This window comes from Candidatus Saccharibacteria bacterium (assembly GCA_016432585.1).
Lineage (GTDB): Bacteria > Patescibacteriota > Saccharimonadia > Saccharimonadales > Saccharimonadaceae.
This window is the reverse complement of record CP066696.1, coordinates 896,692-914,601: the sequence shown is the minus strand read 5'-3', so window position 1 is coordinate 914,601 and position 17,910 is coordinate 896,692. Positions and strand designations below refer to the sequence as shown.

The 17,910-nt window shown below is 48.5% G+C and carries 19 protein-coding genes and 1 tRNA gene; 14 read left to right on the top strand and 6 right to left on the bottom strand.

The annotated features are described in order from the left end of the window. Positions 1-37 precede the first annotated feature (37 nt). Positions 38-514, top strand: coding sequence for an NUDIX hydrolase (locus tag HZB75_04975; protein QQG50844.1), 477 nt, complete (start codon positions 38-40; stop codon positions 512-514). Here HZB75_04975 and HZB75_04970 read toward each other — a convergent pair. After that, positions 509-1,072 (bottom strand): threonylcarbamoyl-AMP synthase, encoded by a 564-nt coding sequence (locus tag HZB75_04970; GenBank protein QQG50843.1) that lies wholly within the window; start codon positions 1,070-1,072, stop codon positions 509-511. The two genes, HZB75_04975 and HZB75_04970, sit on opposite strands and share 6 nt — an antisense overlap. Positions 1,073-1,219: 147 nt before the next feature. Between HZB75_04970 and HZB75_04965 the strand changes: the two genes are divergently transcribed. Further along, positions 1,220-2,509, top strand: coding sequence for a UDP-N-acetylmuramoyl-L-alanyl-D-glutamate--2,6-diaminopimelate ligase (locus tag HZB75_04965; protein ID QQG50842.1), 1,290 nt, complete (start codon positions 1,220-1,222; stop codon positions 2,507-2,509). Here the strand turns inward: HZB75_04965 and HZB75_04960 are convergent. Further along, a complete protein-coding gene (locus HZB75_04960) occupies positions 2,506-3,546 on the bottom strand; it encodes a peptidoglycan bridge formation glycyltransferase FemA/FemB family protein (protein ID QQG50841.1) in 1,041 nt (346 codons plus the stop codon). The genes HZB75_04965 and HZB75_04960 overlap by 4 nt on opposite strands. A gap of 136 nt (positions 3,547-3,682) precedes the next feature. Between HZB75_04960 and HZB75_04955 the strand changes: the two genes are divergently transcribed. From HZB75_04955 to groL, 3 genes are all read left to right on the top strand, one after another. Continuing rightward, complete coding sequence (locus HZB75_04955) at positions 3,683-4,120, top strand: hypothetical protein (protein QQG50840.1); 438 nt, start codon at positions 3,683-3,685, stop codon at positions 4,118-4,120. Positions 4,121-4,210: 90 nt separating this feature from the next. Further along, positions 4,211-4,474, top strand: coding sequence for a co-chaperone GroES (locus HZB75_04950; protein ID QQG50839.1), 264 nt, complete (start codon positions 4,211-4,213; stop codon positions 4,472-4,474). A gap of 143 nt (positions 4,475-4,617) precedes the next feature. Beyond that, positions 4,618-6,261 (top strand): chaperonin GroEL, encoded by a 1,644-nt coding sequence (gene groL, locus HZB75_04945; protein QQG50838.1) that lies wholly within the window; start codon positions 4,618-4,620, stop codon positions 6,259-6,261. A 55-nt stretch (positions 6,262-6,316) separates the two neighbouring features. Here the strand turns inward: groL and HZB75_04940 are convergent, their stop codons facing one another. Next, complete coding sequence (locus HZB75_04940; protein QQG50837.1) at positions 6,317-6,811, bottom strand: hypothetical protein; 495 nt, start codon at positions 6,809-6,811, stop codon at positions 6,317-6,319. Between the two features lie 93 nt (positions 6,812-6,904). Between HZB75_04940 and HZB75_04935 the strand changes: the two genes are divergently transcribed. Next, on the top strand, positions 6,905-7,945 hold the full coding sequence (locus HZB75_04935) for a bifunctional phosphoglucose/phosphomannose isomerase (GenBank protein ID QQG50836.1): 1,041 nt from the start codon (positions 6,905-6,907) through the stop codon (positions 7,943-7,945). A 4-nt stretch (positions 7,946-7,949) separates the two neighbouring features. On the opposite strand, the gene HZB75_04930 is transcribed toward HZB75_04935, so the two are convergent. Both HZB75_04930 and HZB75_04925 read right to left on the bottom strand, forming a co-directional pair. Further along, positions 7,950-9,179: an ABC transporter permease gene (locus HZB75_04930; GenBank protein ID QQG50835.1), complete on the bottom strand. Its 1,230-nt coding sequence runs from the start codon at positions 9,177-9,179 to the stop codon at positions 7,950-7,952. Continuing rightward, complete coding sequence (locus tag HZB75_04925) at positions 9,179-9,988, bottom strand: ABC transporter ATP-binding protein (protein ID QQG50834.1); 810 nt, start codon at positions 9,986-9,988, stop codon at positions 9,179-9,181. Before HZB75_04925 ends, HZB75_04930 begins: the two co-directional genes overlap by 1 nt. 107 nt (positions 9,989-10,095) lie before the next feature. Between HZB75_04925 and HZB75_04920 the strand changes: the two genes are divergently transcribed. Further along, positions 10,096-10,185, top strand: a tRNA-Ser gene (locus HZB75_04920). A 118-nt stretch (positions 10,186-10,303) separates the two neighbouring features. On the opposite strand, the gene HZB75_04915 is transcribed toward HZB75_04920, so the two are convergent. After that, positions 10,304-10,672 carry a hypothetical protein gene (locus HZB75_04915; GenBank protein QQG50833.1) on the bottom strand — a complete coding sequence of 123 codons (369 nt, stop codon included), beginning with the start codon at positions 10,670-10,672 and terminating at the stop codon, positions 10,304-10,306. 349 nt (positions 10,673-11,021) lie between these two features. On the opposite strand from HZB75_04915, the gene HZB75_04910 reads away from it, so the two are divergent. The 7 genes from HZB75_04910 (at position 11,022) to HZB75_04880 (ending at position 17,868) form a co-directional block, all read left to right on the top strand. Further along, entirely contained in the window at positions 11,022-13,412 is a 2,391-nt protein-coding gene (locus HZB75_04910) for a ribonucleoside-diphosphate reductase subunit alpha (GenBank protein QQG50832.1), read from the top strand. Positions 13,413-13,424: 12 nt separating this feature from the next. Further along, positions 13,425-13,598 carry a hypothetical protein gene (locus tag HZB75_04905; protein QQG50831.1) on the top strand — a complete coding sequence of 58 codons (174 nt, stop codon included), beginning with the start codon at positions 13,425-13,427 and terminating at the stop codon, positions 13,596-13,598. Positions 13,599-13,625: 27 nt separating this feature from the next. After that, entirely contained in the window at positions 13,626-14,681 is a 1,056-nt protein-coding gene (locus HZB75_04900) for a ribonucleotide-diphosphate reductase subunit beta (protein ID QQG50830.1), read from the top strand. Positions 14,682-14,772: 91 nt separating this feature from the next. Further along, positions 14,773-15,369 (top strand): class IV adenylate cyclase, encoded by a 597-nt coding sequence (locus HZB75_04895; GenBank protein QQG50829.1) that lies wholly within the window; start codon positions 14,773-14,775, stop codon positions 15,367-15,369. After that, positions 15,366-16,289: a metal ABC transporter substrate-binding protein gene (locus tag HZB75_04890; GenBank protein ID QQG50828.1), complete on the top strand. Its 924-nt coding sequence runs from the start codon at positions 15,366-15,368 to the stop codon at positions 16,287-16,289. Before HZB75_04895 ends, HZB75_04890 begins: the two co-directional genes overlap by 4 nt. Beyond that, on the top strand, positions 16,289-17,038 hold the full coding sequence (locus HZB75_04885) for a metal ABC transporter ATP-binding protein (protein ID QQG50827.1): 750 nt from the start codon (positions 16,289-16,291) through the stop codon (positions 17,036-17,038). Before HZB75_04890 ends, HZB75_04885 begins: the two co-directional genes overlap by 1 nt. Further along, positions 17,026-17,868 carry a metal ABC transporter permease gene (locus HZB75_04880; GenBank protein QQG50826.1) on the top strand — a complete coding sequence of 281 codons (843 nt, stop codon included), beginning with the start codon at positions 17,026-17,028 and terminating at the stop codon, positions 17,866-17,868. The genes HZB75_04885 and HZB75_04880 overlap by 13 nt, the downstream gene beginning before the upstream one ends. Positions 17,869-17,910 lie beyond the last annotated feature (42 nt).

Genomic DNA, 17,910 nt, shown 5'->3' with positions numbered 1-17,910 from the left:
TTGAAGTAAAGCGGCGCGCGCGGCGTATAATGACGGCATGATTACATGTACGTTCGAAAACGGAAGTCAAAATAGCATGCGCCATGCAACAGTGGGGTGTATTGTGGTAAAAAACGGAGAAATCCTTCTTGCAAAACGAGCCCAAGGGTTGCTTGAGGCGGGCAAGTGGTGTTTTGTAGGCGGGTATGTCGATCGCGACGAAACGACTGAAGAGGCTGGTATTCGAGAGACAATGGAGGAATCTGGCTGGGTGATTCGCGATCTTATGCTACTTAGGGTAAACGACAATCCAAACCGGCCTCATGAAGACAGGCAGAATATTGACTTTATTTATATGGCCGAGGCTGTGGAGAAAACCGGCGAAAAGGACTGGGAAAGTGATGAAGTGCGGTGGTTCAACTTGAATGCTTTACCTCCATCTGATGAGATCGCGTTTGATCACGAGGAAAGTATAAATCTTTATAAAAAGTACCTTAACGAGCCATTTGCGATTCCTAAGATTGGTCGCTTATAAGGTAATATCGCCTTGGCGCAAGACGACGATTTCGTCGCCAACGGGCTTTACGATTGTAGAAGGTTGCGTCGAGGCAATGGTGCCGCCGTCAACGTAAAAATCGACTGCATGCCCAAAGTATGCATATGCTTCGGCCAGGGAAGTGGCACCCGGTTGGCCAGGCAAGTTGGCACTTGAGGTAATGAGAGGTCCAGTGTTGTTGAGAATTTCTATGATTGCGGGGTCGGACACGACACGCATTGCAATATCGCCAACTCCTTGATGAAGGTATTCTCGCCCGTTCATTACCAGGACGGCGCTTAAGGGGTTTGGCCACCACTTTGCTACTTTAGCGATTTCCTCTTGAGGTACGCCAAGATCCACGAGCTGTTCAATCGAGGCTGCGATAAGTGTTCCAGGCTTTCGCTCGCGGTCTTTTAAAGCGTAGGCGCGCGCAACGGCTTGCTCGTTATCTGCACGAGCAACAAGGCCATAGACCGTATCGGTGGGCATGATGCCAATTTTGCCGCTATTTAGTGCGTCGGTAGCTTGTTCGCGGGTTAATAGGAGGTTATTCATATTCATAAGATAATAACATTTTATGCTAGAGCACGGATTATCGATACTTATAATACGCAAATATTGCACAAAATACAATTATATATCGTTGTATAGTATGTGAAACTTTGTAACGCCCAGGTTGGTGTGAAGTGCTAAAATATAAGCATGAAGCAGAAGTTGGTGAATGGGATACGAAAAGCGCTGCCAAGTGGGGCGGTTCATAATTTAGAAGAGGCGTATCGCAGGTCTCGCGTAAAGTTGGTGAGCGCCAGGTATGGTAATCCGGCTAAAAACCTGCGGGTTATTGCAGTGACAGGTACGAATGGCAAAACGACAACCGTCAATTACATCAACGAAATTCTTAAAGAAGCAGGGCTTAAAACGGCCATGTTCAGTACGGCACTCATAGAGGTTGCGGGTAAGCGTCAAATCAACGACCTCAATGCAACAGTAGGGACAACGCAGCGTATGCAGGAGTTCTTTCGTGATGCAAAAAAAGCGCATGTTGATTATGTGGTGCTAGAAATTACAAGCCACGCGTTGCAGCAACACAAGCTAGCCACCGTACCGATAGAGGTAGCTGTAATGACAAATCTCACACAGGATCATTTGGACTATCACAAAACGATGGAGTTATATGCCGAAGCGAAGTCGAAGCTATTTGCGGGTGAGCCAAAGTTTATTGTGCTTAACCGCGACGACGAATGGTTTGAATATTTTGACAAGTTCCAGGCGGGCGCTCAAAAAATAACCTACGGTGAGCACGCCGATGCCGAGGCAAAGATCGAGCACATTAAATTGTACAAAAAGGGAAGCGAAGCGACGGTGGTGATTGATCACCAAACCAAGCTAGAGCTGGCGACGGCGCTTCCTGGTAAATACAATGTGTCAAACATGACTGCTGCGGCAGCAACGGCGTACTTACTGGGTATGAAACTGCGTGATATCGTAGAGGGCGTGGCGAATCTAGAAGGCGTTCCTGGGCGCTTCGAGAGAGTTGTCGAAGGTAAAGGCTACGATGTTATTGTAGATTACGCACACACGCCAGATGCGCTTGAAAAGTTACTCGAAGCGGCAAAATCCGTCACCAAAAACCGAGTTATTTTAGTGTTTGGTGCAACAGGCGACCGCGACAAAGGAAAGCGCCCGATTATGGGGGGAATTGCAGCGCGTTTGGCGGATAGAATTATTCTGACAGACGAGGAATGTTACAACGAAGACCCGCAGGCAATTCGCGACCAAGTGCGCGATGGTATCGAGAAAGCGAAGGGTAACGCTAAAATGACCGAAGTGCCAGACCGCCGCAAGGCAATCGAAAAGGCGTTATCGATCGCAACGAAAGATGACACGATCCTCATTACGGGCATGGGGCACGAGCAATACCGTATTATAAACGGTGAAAAACTGCCATGGAACGACGGCGATGTCGTTCGGCAGATTCTGACAAAAGGCTAATAGTACGATTCACGGTGAAGCTGGCGATGAATGCGCATAACAACGCGTTCTCCCAGCTTTTTCCATAGGCTATAGTGCGGTTGATTGACGACGATATCATAGGCGCCCACGTAGTCGGTTACCTCTTTGTTGAAGCTGGTTTTAAACCGACCGATACCGTAATGTGGGTGATCAGGGTTCTTGATTTGATCAGAAGGTGGCGCGCCGCAGAGGTCGTGGCGGGTAACGCCTTTTTCTTTCATCCATGTAATAACCGTCCACTGTAGCAGGTGGCTTGCGCCGTAGACGGTGCGCTCGCGAACGGAGGCGCCGTCTTTGTAGGTGCCTTTTTTGCCGTAGGCAATAGCAAATGCCGCCGCAACAACCTTGCCCTCGACGTAGGCGAAAAACAGTTGCCCCAGGCCGGCATCGCTGTAGTGTTGCCAGAACGCTTTGTAGTAATTATAACCACGAATACTAAATGATCCAGCGGCTGTTTCGGCAAGTAAGTCGTACATGATACGACAGTTTTCATCTGTTGTTTTGACACGCTTGGTTGTAACGCCGTCGCGCTCGGCTCGGCGAATCGCGTGACGTCCCTTTTGGTTTAGGTTGCTCATGATCGTGTCTAGGTCGTGTGAAAGATCGAGTGTGATGGTTGAGAAATTCGGTTGGATTGGCCGCACGCGGACAAGGCCCAGTTTCATAAGGTCGGCAAGGGTTTCGTCTTTTTTAAGTAATTCTGGTTCGATTTTTACGGCAAAAACACCTTGTGTACGTGCAAATGTGGTCAGATCCGGCAGAAGATTATCGAGCGCCTTAATAGAGGTAATACCCGGCCCTTTTGAGGCGTACCAAAGTTTTCCAAGGAGCGGCACCGACTTTTCTAGTACGGTGATGGCTAGGTTGTCCGCCATGATAAAGCGGGGTCGCCAGCCCCCCATCTTTTTTTGCTGGGAAAATTCATATCCCTGAAAAAGGTTTCCGCCATCGGGGTTAGCGAGAATAAGCTCATTCCATTTTTCTATTTCTGTCTGTGTTGCGAATCGAATAGCCATGTATAGGTATTGTACTGAATAATTGCAAAGATGTCAGTTTTTATAGGACGGGCGAGCCCCTAGTAGATTGCCGCCGGTGTATAGCAATGTAAAAAAGGGCTATGCGTTATCTTCTGAAATGCTACAATAGAGGGTAATGAGCGAAGAACTGATTAGCGCGTATGATATTAGGGGCACCGAGCAAGAAGGGCTGACGCTTGAGTGTGCTTGGAACGTTGGCAAGGCGCTTGCAGACTGGCTACCAACCGATGGCGACGTGGCGGTAATGTACGTGCCTGCGGGTGGTGACACGGCACGGGCCGTGATTGAGGGGTTACGTCTTCAGGGTCGCAATGTTGTTGACGGTGGTACCGGCGATGGCGAAGCGGCAAAATCTTATATTTTGAGCGCTGGTCTTTCTGGCGCGGCGGTTGTGGGTTTTGATGAAAAAGATCACGTAACAGTGATCGAGCTTTACCAAGATGAAGGACACCGTATCGAAATGGAGAGCGGATTAAAGCAGATTCGCGAACTTGTGCAGGCGGGCAACTTTGTGCCGGCTGCAGCAAAAGGTGAATTAACCCAACTAGCGTAATTGTAAAATTGACAAAATTAGCACTCGCACCTTGCAAGTGCTAATTTTTTTATCTACAATGAGGTTACGAACTAAAAAACGGAGGAATTCATGAGTACACCGATTAAACCTCTGGCGGATCGTGTCGTTGCTGTACGGGAAGTTGCCGCAACAAAGACCGCGAGTGGAATTTACCTACCCGACAATGCTAAAGAAAAGCCTGTTTTTGCAAAAATTGAAGCAGTTGGTCCAGATGTGAAAACGCTCAAAGTGGGCGATAAGATTATCTACAAAGAGTATTCAACGACTGAGTTGAAAGTTGATGGCACTGAGTATTTGGTGGTGAAAGAAGAGGATGTCTTAGCGACAATCTAATTGTCCCGACATGCTCGATAACCATTTCTTGAAGGCGCGCTTTCCACGGATATATTAAGTGGAAAGCTCTCGAGAACGAGAGCCTTACAAGAAATAGTTATCTCGATGTCTCTACCGCGAAACTTTAAATGGAGGAAAGTTAAATGGCTAAAAAAGTTTTTTATGATGATGATGCACGTGAGCGTGTTCTTGGTGGGGCAAAAGCACTCTACGATGCAGTGAAGGTGACATATGGTCCAAAAGGCCGCAATGTTGTTATCGCCAAGGGCTATGGTGGCCCCACGGTAACACACGATGGCGTAACAGTGGCCGAAAGTGTTGATTTGCCCGAAAATGACGATGAGACTTTGGGGTACAAAGTGGGCGCCGAGCTTATTAAGCAGGCTGCGAGCAAGCTGAATAAGGTAGCGGGTGATGGTACGACAACTGTCACGGTTTTGACGTACAATATCCTAAAAGAAGCAAACCGTTTGATTGCTGCGGGTCACAATCCACAAGAACTTCGTAAGGGTATCGAGGCTGCTGGTATCGAGGTAGTAAAGCAACTTGATTCGCTAGCCGAAAGTATCGAAGGTAAAAAAGACCGTGTTGCTGAAGTGGCGACAATTAGTGCGGGCGACGAGACAATCGGCAAGCTTATTGCTGGTGTTATCGAGAAGGTTGGCAAAGAGGGTGTTGTAACGGTAGAGGCTAGCCAGGGGCTTGAGCTTGAAGCCGAGGTAGTAGAGGGCTTTACGTTCGATCGCGGTTTCGTGAGCCAGTTCTTCGTGACCGATGTTAGTCGCCAAGAGGCCGTGTACGAAAAGCCGGCTATTATTGTGACCGATAAGAAAATTAGCAGTGTGCAAGAATTTTTGCCAATGCTTGAAAAGCTGGCGCAGGCTGGCAAAAAGGATGTTGTTCTTATTGCCGATGAAGTAGAGGGCGAAGCGCTTAGTATCCTTGTTCTTAACAAGCTAAAGGGTGTCTTTAATACGGTTGCCGTAAAGGCGCCTGCGTTTGGTGATCGCCGAAAAGAAATTTTGCAAGATATCGCAACACTTACGGGTGCAACGGTAGTTAGCGACGATCAAGCGCTTTCGTTTGAAACCGTAGGACTAGAAGTTGTTGGTAGCGCGCGCAAAGTGATTGTTGGTAAGGACGAAACGACGATTATCGAAGGCGCTGGCAAAAAAGCCGACGTAAAAGCACGTATTGCTCAAATCGCATCGCAGGCCGATAACGCTACGAGCGAATACGACAAAGAACAATACGCAAAGCGCGGCGCGGCACTTAGCGGCAAGGTTGCGGTTATTAAGGTGGGTGGTGCGACCGAAACCGAAATCGACGAGAAGAAGTTCCGTGTAGATGATGCAGTTGCAGCAACGAAAGCAGCACTTGCCGATGGTATTGTTGCTGGTGGTGGCGTAACGCTTGTTAACCTTTCGGCCGGAATTAAAGCAGATGGCGCCGATAGTATTAGCGCCGGCCGTCAAATTCTGAAAAACGCACTGCGTCAGCCATTCCTTCAGATCATGGCAAATGCAGGTTTGAACAGCGAAGCGCTACTGGCGCAGGTAGAGGCGGGCAAGGTTGGCTTTGGTATCAACGTGAATACACCTGAAAAGGGTTTGATCGACGTTAAAAAAGACGGTGTTATCGACCCAGCTCGTGTTACGAAAGAGGCCGTGCAAAACGCAGTATCTATTGCCTCGACAGCAGCGACCATGGGCGCGTTAGTGGTGGATATTCCAGAGCCAGAGGCTCCAGCTGGTGGCGGCATGGGTATGCCTGGAATGGGGATGTAAACCCCCAATACTAAAAGAAGCTCCGATATGGAGCTTCTTTTAGTATTGGAGAGAATTACGCGGTTGGTTGCTGTGGGTTTGAGAGATAGTCGATCTCTTTGATTATATCGAGAAGTGCCTGGGCGCGGCGAGCTTCGTCGGTAATGTTACGTGCTGCTTCGTGAGCAGGGCCAATAAGCGCTTGGTCATCTGTCGAACGGAGAAGAAGAAGGTAAGTGTCAAACTTTTCTTCTGGTGCAACATTTAGTTTGTCAACAAGAGGTCGAAGCTCGCTAAGTGCATCCTTTTTGATTGACTCAAGATCACCGCTCATTGCAGGCATAGTCGGCATAGCGGGTTGCGCCATGACAGGATCGGGCATGGTTGGCATTGCCATTGCTGGCTCTGGCTCGTCAACTGCTGGTGCAGGGGTGGCGAGCGGTTCGGCTGGAACGTCGCTTGTTACTGGCGTTGCTGCGGCTTCTTCTGCCTGCTGGTTAACACCGGCAAGTACCTTGGCCAATTCTTGATCGTCGCTGATCGGTTGTTGATTTGTTGGTTGAATATCCATGCCCACCTCTGATATTAATACTTATGCTTCTTTACTAAATACTGTATCATAGTAACAGTAGACACGGCAAGTGAGTTAAATAAAGGGGCATCTATGCTAGACGATAATAATGTATTAAGACAACGCGACCCAAGCGGAGCTTTGGCTGTTGCGGGAAAGCAGTTTGAACAGGCGCGCTACGCCGTAAAAGTTGAAAGCCCAGATCATGATGGACGCGATATCACGAAAGTAGTGATTGTAGGAATGGGCGGCTCGGCACTGGCCGCACTTTTGGTGAAGTCTTGGCTTGCGAGTGAGCTAACTGTTCCATTTGAAATCGTGCGCTCGTACGATTTACCGGGATATGTCGACTACAATACACTTGTTATTGCCTCGAGCTACTCGGGAAATACTGAAGAGACACTCACGGGTCTTGCCAGTGCACGCGGCCGGTTTGCGCAACTAGGCATTCTTACATCGGATGGAAAATTGCTTGCCGATGCTCAGAGTAATTCTGTTGTGCACGTTGCGGTGCCGTCAGGAATCCAACCCCGTATGGCGATGATTTTTCAATTGCGAGGGCTGGTAGCTATCTTGGCGCATTTTGGCGTCGTTAACTACGATCGCTTTGGCGAAATTGCCGACACAGCAGATTGGTTAGAAGCCGAAACAAAGAATTGGGTGCCAAGCACGTCAACCGACAAGAACTTAGCTAAACAGCTTGCGCTTATGAGCATTGGCAAAACGCCAGTATTTTATAGTGGCAGCCTTATGGCGCCGATTGCGTATAAATGGAAAATCAGCTGGAACGAAAGCGCAAAAAACATGGCGTTTTGGAATGAGCTTCCAGAGTTTAACCACAATGAATTTTTAGGATGGTCGTCACACCCGATCGAAAAGCCCTTTGCGGTGTTTGATCTTATGAGTAACTTCGAACACCAGCGTGTTCAAAAGCGTTTTGAGGTGAGCGATAGACTTCTTAGCGGTATGCGTCCTAAATCACACAAGATCGCATTGAGGGGTGATACACCACTTCATCAAATGCTATGGGGGTGTATTCTCGCCGACTTTGCGAGTGTCTATACGGGCATACTTAATGGTGTTGACCCAACGCCCGTGGCACTTATTGAAAAGCTCAAAAAAGAATTAGGCTAAGGATTTAGCGAAAGTGGCGGAGTGACTCGATAGGGTCTTTTCGTGCCGCACGAAGCGCGGGATAAATGCCAAAGAGTATGCCAACGCCAAGTGATGTGCCGAGTGCCGCGCCGGCAACTTCCCACGTGAACGCCGGATTGAATGTTAGCAGGGTGCTAAGGGCGAATGCCACGATATATCCGGCCGCGTAGCCTATAAGGCCACCCACAATGCTAATAATGAGCGACTCCATAAGGAACTGCCATACGATATTGCTATTGCTTGCGCCAACAGATTTACGAAGACCGATTTCACGTGTTCGCTCGGCAACCCCTACAAGCATAATATTCATGATTCCAATTCCACCGACAATAAGCGATATGCCGGCAATAACCGTCATAACCCCGGTAAGGCCGCGGAAAAAGCGATTACTAGGTTCGGATATTTGTTCGCCCGTAAGAATCGAGAAATCGCGTTCGTCGAGATGGTTTTTGAGCAATTTTGCGTCGATATCGTTTTTCATCTGAGGCAGACTGCCGGTGTCTTTTGCGCGTACGTTAATTTGCTGAATTTGTGCGATACCCTGGTGAAAACCTTTGCCGCTTTCAAGGCTGATAATTGCTGTCTGGTCAAAGTCGACACTGTTGAAATTGATAGGGTCATTCATGCTTTTTAAAATACCGATAACCGTAAATGTTTGGCCGCGAATTTTGAAAGTCTGGCCGATCGATTGGTTGGTGCCAAATAGATCGATCGAAAGCTGCGATCCAATAACGGCCGTATCTTTATTTGTGACACTATCGATAAATTGACCGTCGCTAATTGGAAGGTTGGCAATGCTCACGAGTGACGGTGTCGTTGCAAGGATAGTGCTTTTTTTGGCTGTTGCCGACTCTGACTTTACGCTGCCGTTAACAATCATAAGGGGAGCGGCAGAATCAACGGAATCAAGCGCCTCGATATCGATAAGATCTTGTTCGGTGAGCGTGCTGGTGGTGTAGGTTTGTTCGATTGTAGGACTAACAAACCCCTCAAAATCGAGAGTCGGGGCTCCTGGCCGGACAACGGCAATATTCCCGCCTAGGGCGCCCACTTGCTTTGACACGACCTGGGTGATTCCGCTGCTTAGTGAGAGAATCGTTGTAATGCTTGCAACACCTATGGTAACGCCAAGAGTCGTAAGAAGTGTGCGCATTTTTGTGCTGCGCAGCGAGTGAATGGCATTTTGTGTATGTTCAATAATAAAGAGGCGCATTATTTTTTCTTTGCTTTCGTTTTTCGCTTTTTAACAGGTTTTTTCACAGACTTTTCTTTCGGGACATGTGTACCGAGGGGTACCTTTGCGGTCGGGTCCTTAACCGGCGGCGGCGTTTTGGTGTCGCTGGCAATTTTGCCGTCGAGCATGTGAATGACGCGGCTGGCATAAGTGGTAAGGTCGGGGTTGTGGGTCACCATAATAATAGTATTACCGCGTTTATGAATATCGGAAAGCTCCTCCATAATAATATGGCTTGCTTTGCTATCGAGGTTGCCGGTGGGCTCGTCGGCCAGAATAATAGACGGGTTGTTTACAAGCGCCCTAGCAATGGCGACGCGCTGCATTTGGCCGCCCGAAAGCTGCCAAGGCATGTAGTATTCACGCTCCGAGAGGTGGAAGTTTTTTAGCGCCTCGCTGGCTTTTTTAAGGCGCTTCGTGCGATACATGCCGCTATAGGTAAGGGGAAGGGCAACGTTTTCAATAACGCTAAGGCGATTGATAAGATTGAAATGCTGAAACACGATGCCGATTTGTTCGCTGCGTATGCGTGCGTGCCGCCAGCCGCTCAGGCGCTCTACAGATTTGCCATCAAGAAAATACTCGCCATCGTTTGAATGGTCGAGTAGGCCGAGGATATTGAGGAGGGTTGTTTTGCCGCAGCCACTTGGACCCATGATAGTGATAAATTCACCCTTTTCAATCGTAAGATCGACACCATCAAGTGCGTTGTGTTCTGCATCGCCCACGCCATACCTTTTTACGAGGCCTCGAAGCTCAATCACTGGAGTGGATTTGATTTTTGCCATGCTTCTACTATTATATGGACGCGAGAGGTGTAAAAGCAACCGCAAAGGGTGCGTAAATTATACAACTGATAGGTGGGGTGGTTAATCTGGTAAAATAAGTAAGTTATGGAGAGGTGGCCGAGTGGTTGAAGGCGCACGCTTGGAAAGCGTGTGTGCCAGCAATGGTACCGCAGGTTCGAATCCTGTTCTCTCCGCCATAAAAAAGAATCTACAGCTAGATTCTTTTTTTGTTTATGAACGTGGAACGCTATACGAAGGGTCGCCCCGGGTCCGCCGTCGATGAATAGGCGGACCCGGGGATGGGCGAGCGGCTCCTTACGGGAGCTGCCTCAGGCCCACGACGTCACTTGGATTCAGCGAGGGTGCGCTTGGGGGGTAAAGGAACGTGAGTTGATTTGTTGCGACGTTTCGGAGGCAACGGCGTCCTTTGCCGATGTTGGTGATGTAAAATTGCGTCAGCGAGATCTCGAAGTCCAGTCCGGTGGTCTCGTTCACCCACCGGCGGGGATTCCGCGCAGGACCTTGTCCTCGCGCCCTCCAGCTCAGGCGAACCCTTAGTAATGTCTTATTACCATCACCTACGACACTGATCTCCCTGATCTCGCCACAGAAGATCACTTTTTGATTCTGCACCTTGATCTGGCCGCCCGCGAAAACTTGGACGTCAGCGTTCGTCAACTTCATGACAGCTCCTCAGCTGGTCGAACAAGGACTTGTTAGTTATAACACATACTATGCGTAGCCTAAAGCAACTATTTCGGGGTTGAGAAGGGGTAAAATTGAATGTTGTAAATTACAAACATTTTCGCTTAAGGTGTTAGTGGAAACCGATGTGATTAAAATCACCAAAAGCTATTGAAAACCACACATATAGGGTCTATAGTTTTCATTAGACACTACATATGTAGCAGTTCAATAAAAACACACAACACGCAAGGAGGGTATTCGCACCGCTACGACGGTATCTTTCTTGCACCCTTTGGGAGGGGGAGTGTGAGAAATAAATAAAACATTTAGTAGCAGGGGTATAGGGATGAGCGAAATTCATGTGGTAAAACGCGACGGCACCCGCGAACCATTTGACGCCAACAAGATCAACCTTGCGCTCGTGAAAGCGAGTGAGGGATTGCCTGATCAAATTAGCAAGGTTGTGCAGGTTGCAACCGAACTTCAATTGACGTTATTTGACGGCATTACGACAGAGCAGCTAGACGAAGCGGTGATTCACACGGCACTACAAAACGTTAAGGATGATCCTGATTTTGACACGATTGCAGCGCGCCTGTTGCTGAAAAATGTCTATAAGAACATTTTGGGTGACTACGAAACCGAAACCGATCTTAAAAAGCTCCACGCCAAAAAATTTCCAGAGTATATTAAGCAGGGAATATCTGACGGTCTGCTCGACGAGCGCATGAACAACAAAGTTTTCGATATTAAAAAGCTTGCTGCCGCGCTCGACCCTAGCCGTGACCACCTAAGCAAATACCTAGGTGTTGTTACAAACAAAAACCGCTATGCACTTCGCAAACAAAGCGGCGCACCAATTGAAGTTCCACAGTTTACCCACATGCGTATCGCCATGGGGCTTAGCTTCAACGAAAAAGACCCAACGGCCGCTGCAATCGACTTCTACAGGCACATGTCGAACCTCGACTACGTTCCGGGTGGCTCTACTCGCGTTAATGCCGGCGGTTCATTTCCTCAGCTTTCTAACTGTTTCCTCTTAGAAGTACAAGACGACATGGAATCGATTGCTAAGGGTGTACGTGATGTTATGTGGATTGCTAAGGGTACGGGTGGTATCGGTATCAGCCTCAACAAACTTCGTGCTGCTGGTAGTCCGGTAAAAACAACCAACACCGAATCGACCGGTCCTATTCCGTTCATGAAAATGATCGACACGGCACTATTTGCTGTTAGCCGCAAAGGTAAAAAAGCCGGTGCAGCTGCGCTGTACATGGAGAACTGGCACCTTAACTTTCCGCAATTTTTGGATTTGAAGCAGAACTCTGGTGACCCATATCTTCGTACCCGTCTTGCAAATACCGCCGTATTTATTAGCGACGAATTTATGAAGCGCGTCCAGAGCGAAAGCGACTGGTACTTGTTCGACCCAGCAGAGGTTTCAGATCTTCCCGAGCTTTACGGTGCAGAATTTAGCAAGCGCTACGCAGAATATATCGAAAAAGCTGAACGCGGCGAAATGCGTGAATTCAGCAAGGTAAAGGCCCGCGACCAGTTCCGCCAGATTCTTATTACGCTTCAGGCGACGTCGCACCCATGGCTTACATGGAAAGACACCATTAATGTTCGCGCGCTTAATAATAATACGTCGACAATCCACCTTTCAAACCTTTGTACTGAAATCACATTACCTCAGGACAAAGACAACACGGCCGTTTGTAACCTTGTCAGTATTAACCTTTCAGCACATCTTCGCGACGATAAAACATGGGATTGGGATCGCCTTGCGGCAAGTACGCGCAGCGCAATTCGCCAGCTTGATAACCTGTGTGATATTACGAACACACCAATTCCAGAGGCTATGAACAGCAACACGCAAAACCGTGCACTTGGTCTTGGCATGATGGGCTTTACCGATGTTACCGAAAAACTTGGTTACAGCTACGAGTCTGAAGAAGCATACGACCTCATGGACCAACTGACCGAGTTTATCAGCTACAACGCAATCGATGCGTCGGCTGATATGGCACAAGAGCTTGGCAGCTACCCAACATTCAAGGGAAGTGGCTGGAGCAAGGGAATTCTCCCTATCGATACTGTCGACGAGCTTGCGGCAGACCGCCAGTTAGAAGTCGATGTTAACCGCACGAAACGTCTTGACTGGGAAAAACTCCGCGCCAAGGTTAAAAAAGGCATGCGCAACGCAACCCTTATGGCAATCGCGCCAACCGCAAACATCGCGCATATTGCTGGCACCACTCCTGGCATCGATCCGCAGTTTGCACAGATTTTTAGCCGCTCAACACTCAACGGTAAATTCCTAGAGGTCAACACTAACCTCGTAAAAGATCTTCGCGAACTTGGTTTATGGGAACAAGTAAAAGAGGCTGTACTGCGCGACCAGGGTGATCTTACGAATATCCCAGAAATTCCACAGTCGGTAAAAGATGTATACAAAACGAGTTTCCAGCTAAGTCCGTATGCGTTTATCGAGGTAGCGGCTCGTGCGCAAAAATGGGTTGACCAAGCAATTAGCCGCAATATGTACTTAGAAACGCGAAATATCGACGACATGGAAAAAGTGTATTCAACCGCATGGAAAAAAGGTTTGAAAACAACGTATTATCTTCATGTTAAGCCGCGACATCAGGCCGAGCAGAGTACCGTAAAAGTTAATAAGGCCGAAACCGCCAGTGGTCCGCGAAAAGCAGGATTTGGTTTCGCAAAAGCAAAGTAGGAGGGCATCACTATGAACGCAAACAACATTATCAACGACGAAATGACACTCGAAGAAAAGTTAGCTGCAATTGAACAGGCAATGCAAAACGCCCAGGAGCAAGCAAGCGAAGAGGCTAAAGCGAATGGCCAAACCGCCGCTCCGCTTGATCCAGCGCTGCTAACTATCTGCGATGGCTGCGAATAATAATACGAACGAAAGGTAAATAATACTATGGCAGGCATTCTCGGCACGGGTATCCAAGACGGACTACTCCTCAAGCCAATCAACTACCAGTGGGCGATGGATCTTTACGACCAAGCCGTTTCAAACACATGGTTTCCAAACGAAATTCAGCTAGGGCAAGATTTAACCGACTGGAAAAAAATGTCCGACGAAGAGCGTCACGCGCTGACGTTCCTCATGAGCTACTTCAACCCGAACGAACTGCTTGTTAATAAGGCACTGGCCTTTGGTGTGTATCCGTATGTAAATGCTGCCGAGTGTCACCTTTACCTTGCAAAGCAAATGTGGGAAGAGGCAAATCACTGTATGAGCTTCGAGTACGTGCTTGAAACGTTCCCAATTGACCGCGACAAAGCATACGCGGCACACGTAGATACGCCAAGCATGGCACGTAAAGAGGAATTTGAAACAAAGTTTATCAAGCGTATGACCGAAGAAACGCTTGATATCACCACGACCGAAGGCAAGAAAGATTTTGTTCGCAACCTCGTAGCCTACAATATCATTCTTGAGGGTATCTGGTTTTACAGTGGCTTCATGGTGGCGCTTAGTTTCCGCCAGCGCAATCTTCTCCGCAACTTTGGCTCGCTTATCGACTGGGTGGTTCGCGATGAAAGCCTGCACCTAAAGTTCGGTATCAATCTTATTCTTACGGTACTCGAAGAAAACGAAGATCTTCAGACCGAGGAATTCGCGAACGAAATCAAGCAGATGATTCTTGATGCCGTTGATATGGAAGAGGGCTACAACCGCGACCTGCTACCAAATGGTATTCTTGGCCTTAACAGTGACTACATTAACCAGTATGTTAAGTACCTCGCCGATCGTCGCCTAGAAGAGCTTGGATTCGAGCCTCACTACAAGGTTTCAAACCCAGCAAAGTGGATGGCAGCGGCCAACGATACGCTAGAACTGGTGAATTTCTTTGAAAGCACCAACACCAGCTACGAAGTAAACGCCGGCGGCCAACAAAAAGCAGGCGGACAGAGCCCTAGTGCTGACCGCGACGAAAACGATCCGGACACAAGCATACTTAAAAAGTAATTCGGCGCCAGTGCTAGGCATTGGTTGCGATATAAAAAGGTGGGGCGTAGCGGCATGCTGCGCCTCCTTTTGCCCAAAAGGAATAGGATAAATGAAGACTGAAATCGAAGTTAAATTTCTCGGCGTAGATTTTGATAAGCTGCGGCAATCCCTGGCTCGTCAGAATGCGGATCTAGAGCAGCCGATGCGACTAATGCGCCGTGTCATTATAGAGACGCCCGAACTTGCTGCGCAGAATTCTTTTATTCGTGTTCGCGACGAGGGTAATAAGGTAACACTCACCTACAAGCGTTTCGATGAACACTCCCTGACGGGCGCCAAAGAGATCGAACTAACAGTGAATAGCTTTAACGATACGATCGCTCTTCTAGAGCAAGTCGGATTGGCACACAAGTCTTTTCAGGAATCTCGTCGCGAAACATGGAGGTTGGACGATGTAGAAATTGTCCTCGACGAATGGCCATGGCTTGATCCGTATGTCGAAATCGAAGGTGAAAGCGAAGCACGGGTAAGAGAAGTGGCGGCACTGCTTGGATTTAACTGGGAAGATGCTGTTTTTGGCTCGGCCACCTCGGCATATCAGGTGCAATATCCAGACGGTGATGCAAGCCAGCTTGTAAATATACCACTCGTGGCGTTCGATCAACCATTGCCTGCGATTATTAGCGGAGAGGGAAAAGAGCAATGAAAAAATACAGCACGCTAGCGGTCGTTTTTGTGGCGGCAGTCCTTATTGGCCTTGTCGCGTATTCGGTGATACAGCTTCGTACGACAAAAACCGATAACGACAAAAAGCAAGTTCTTACGACCTTTACCGTCCTCGCGGACATGGCAAAAAACGTTGCAGGTGATCGCGCAGACGTCGATTCGCTTACAAAGCCAGGCGCCGAGATTCACGGCTACGAGCCAACGCCGCAAGATCTTGTTCGATTGCAAAAAGCGGATATTGTACTTGATAACGGCATGAACCTAGAGAAATGGGCTGAAAAACTCTATCAGAATATTGGAAGCGTGCCGCATGTAACGCTAACCGACGGTATCGAACCAATGTCAATTGCCGAAGGGCCATACAAAGACAAGCCAAATCCGCACGCCTGGATGTCGCCAAAAAATGCACTGACGTATGTCGATACTATTACAAAAGCGCTGTCGGATATCGACCCAGATAACGCACAGTATTACGGACAGAATGCTGCAAACTACAAATCTCAGATTGAGGCGGTCGATACGACGCTTAAAAACGGACTAAGCGAACTACCCGAATCAAACCGTTATATGATTAGCTGTGAAGGCGCATTTAGCTACCTTATTCGCGATTACGGCTTAAAACAGGGCTATTTATGGCCAATAAATGCCGACGCGCAGGGAACGCCGCAACAGATCCGTAGTGTTGTCGAGATGGTTCGTGAAAACAAAGTGCCTGCGGTATTTTGCGAAAGTACGGTTAACGACAAGGCGCAGCGCCAAGTTGCAGCAGAATCAGGCGCACGTTTCGGCGGCGTATTTTATGTCGACTCGCTTTCGGGTGCCGATGGTCCAACTCCAACCTATCTCAAGTTGCTTGAATACAACGCACGTACGCTTATAGAAGGGTTGCGGCTGAAGTAATGAAAGCTATCGCAATCGACATTCAGGATGTCTCGGTGAAATATCACCAAAAAACAGTGCTTCACGGCGCAACCGCACAAATACCAACAGGGGCAATTTGCGGTCTTGTCGGCATGAACGGCGCAGGTAAGTCGACACTTTTCAAGGCAATTATGAACGCTGTTCCGCTATCGACTGGAAAGGTGTTTCTCGCTGGCATGCCAGTCCGTCAGGCGCAAAAAACCGGTGTTGTCGCCTATGTGCCTCAAACCGAAGCTATCGACTGGAATTTTCCCGTATCTGTTGAAGATGTTGTTATGATGGGGCGGTATGGGTTTATGAACCCGCTGCGTATTCCCACGACTACCGATAGGGAACTTGTCGCAACGGCATTAAAGCGCGTGCATCTTAGCGATTACGCCAATAGGCAAGTAGGGCAGCTTTCGGGCGGCCAACGCAAGCGCGTTTTTGTTGCGCGCGCACTTGCGCAGGGTGCAACGATTCTTCTCCTCGACGAACCGTTTGCTGGCGTCGATGCAAAAACCGAACATTCGCTTGTGGCACTTTTAAAGGAGCTGCAATCGCAGGGAGTCACGACGCTTATTGCCGCGCACGATCTAAATACCATAGGTTCTTACTGTGATCACATTATCTTGCTCAAGCAAACAGTAGTGGCGGCGGGACCGATAAAAAAAGTGTTCACGCGTGAAAACATCGAAAAAACCTACGATAGCGTTATGCCAATAAAAGGGGAAATATGGAATATATAATTGCACCGCTAGAGTATGATTTTATGCTCAAGGCGATCATTGTTAGCTCGCTTGTCGGGGTGGTGTGCGCACTGCTTTCGTGTTTCATGGTGCTAAAGCGCTGGTCGCTTATGGGCGATGCTGTGTCGCATTCCGTGCTGCCCGGGGTGGTGCTTGCGTATGTTATTGGTATTCCATTTAGTATTGGCGCTTTCATATTCGGGCTTGGCGGCGTTTTAGGAATCGGCTATATCAAGCAAAAAGTTCGCCTCAACGACGACGCGGTTATCGGCATCGTTTATACGACATTATTTGCGCTGGGACTCGTGCTCGTATCGCGTATCCCTAGCAATATCGATCTCATGCATATTCTTTTTGGCTATGTACTGGGGATTTCAGATACAGATGCCTGGCAGGTCGGGCTGATTGCGGCAGTGGTCGTAGGGTTGATTTTGGCGCTTCGTCGCAGCTTGCTTCTTTATGCGTTCGATCCTGCTCATGCGCAGGCAATTCGCTTAAACGTGCCGTTTTACCATTATTTGCTGTTAGCATCGCTGGCGCTCACAGTTGTCGCATCGGTGCAGACGGTTGGTATCGTACTGGTGGTTGCTATGCTTATCACGCCCGGGGCAATTGCACATCTTTGGACTGATAAGTTCGATCGAATGCTGGCCATTGCGGCCGGTGTGAGTGTCTTTGCTTGTATTGCGGGCGCGTACAGCAGTTATTATTTCGATGTTTCAACTGGTGGAGCAATGGTGCTTGTTTTGGGCGTTATGTTCGCGCTAACATTTATCGCTGCGCCAAAATACGGAATTATGGCGCGATTTTACTCCAAAAAACATGCCTAAAAGTAAAGCGCCCCGCGCGCCGTCGTGGCGCGCGGGGGTAGA

What these genes read in the sequence shown, in the direction of transcription:
- HZB75_04975 (QQG50844.1), top strand. Translation starts at nt 38, where the DNA reads ATGATTACATGTACGTTCGAAAACGGAAGTCAAAATAGCATGCGCCAT.
- HZB75_04970 (QQG50843.1), bottom strand. Translation starts at nt 1,072, where the DNA reads ATGAATAACCTCCTATTAACCCGCGAACAAGCTACCGACGCACTAAAT.
- HZB75_04965 (QQG50842.1), top strand. Translation starts at nt 1,220, where the DNA reads ATGAAGCAGAAGTTGGTGAATGGGATACGAAAAGCGCTGCCAAGTGGG.
- HZB75_04960 (QQG50841.1), bottom strand. Translation starts at nt 3,546, where the DNA reads ATGGCTATTCGATTCGCAACACAGACAGAAATAGAAAAATGGAATGAG.
- HZB75_04955 (QQG50840.1), top strand. Translation starts at nt 3,683, where the DNA reads ATGAGCGAAGAACTGATTAGCGCGTATGATATTAGGGGCACCGAGCAA.
- HZB75_04950 (QQG50839.1), top strand. Translation starts at nt 4,211, where the DNA reads ATGAGTACACCGATTAAACCTCTGGCGGATCGTGTCGTTGCTGTACGG.
- groL (QQG50838.1), top strand. Translation starts at nt 4,618, where the DNA reads ATGGCTAAAAAAGTTTTTTATGATGATGATGCACGTGAGCGTGTTCTT.
- HZB75_04940 (QQG50837.1), bottom strand. Translation starts at nt 6,811, where the DNA reads ATGGATATTCAACCAACAAATCAACAACCGATCAGCGACGATCAAGAA.
- HZB75_04935 (QQG50836.1), top strand. Translation starts at nt 6,905, where the DNA reads ATGCTAGACGATAATAATGTATTAAGACAACGCGACCCAAGCGGAGCT.
- HZB75_04930 (QQG50835.1), bottom strand. Translation starts at nt 9,179, where the DNA reads ATGCGCCTCTTTATTATTGAACATACACAAAATGCCATTCACTCGCTG.
- HZB75_04925 (QQG50834.1), bottom strand. Translation starts at nt 9,988, where the DNA reads ATGGCAAAAATCAAATCCACTCCAGTGATTGAGCTTCGAGGCCTCGTA.
- HZB75_04915 (QQG50833.1), bottom strand. Translation starts at nt 10,672, where the DNA reads ATGAAGTTGACGAACGCTGACGTCCAAGTTTTCGCGGGCGGCCAGATC.
- HZB75_04910 (QQG50832.1), top strand. Translation starts at nt 11,022, where the DNA reads ATGAGCGAAATTCATGTGGTAAAACGCGACGGCACCCGCGAACCATTT.
- HZB75_04905 (QQG50831.1), top strand. Translation starts at nt 13,425, where the DNA reads ATGAACGCAAACAACATTATCAACGACGAAATGACACTCGAAGAAAAG.
- HZB75_04900 (QQG50830.1), top strand. Translation starts at nt 13,626, where the DNA reads ATGGCAGGCATTCTCGGCACGGGTATCCAAGACGGACTACTCCTCAAG.
- HZB75_04895 (QQG50829.1), top strand. Translation starts at nt 14,773, where the DNA reads ATGAAGACTGAAATCGAAGTTAAATTTCTCGGCGTAGATTTTGATAAG.
- HZB75_04890 (QQG50828.1), top strand. Translation starts at nt 15,366, where the DNA reads ATGAAAAAATACAGCACGCTAGCGGTCGTTTTTGTGGCGGCAGTCCTT.
- HZB75_04885 (QQG50827.1), top strand. Translation starts at nt 16,289, where the DNA reads ATGAAAGCTATCGCAATCGACATTCAGGATGTCTCGGTGAAATATCAC.
- HZB75_04880 (QQG50826.1), top strand. Translation starts at nt 17,026, where the DNA reads ATGGAATATATAATTGCACCGCTAGAGTATGATTTTATGCTCAAGGCG.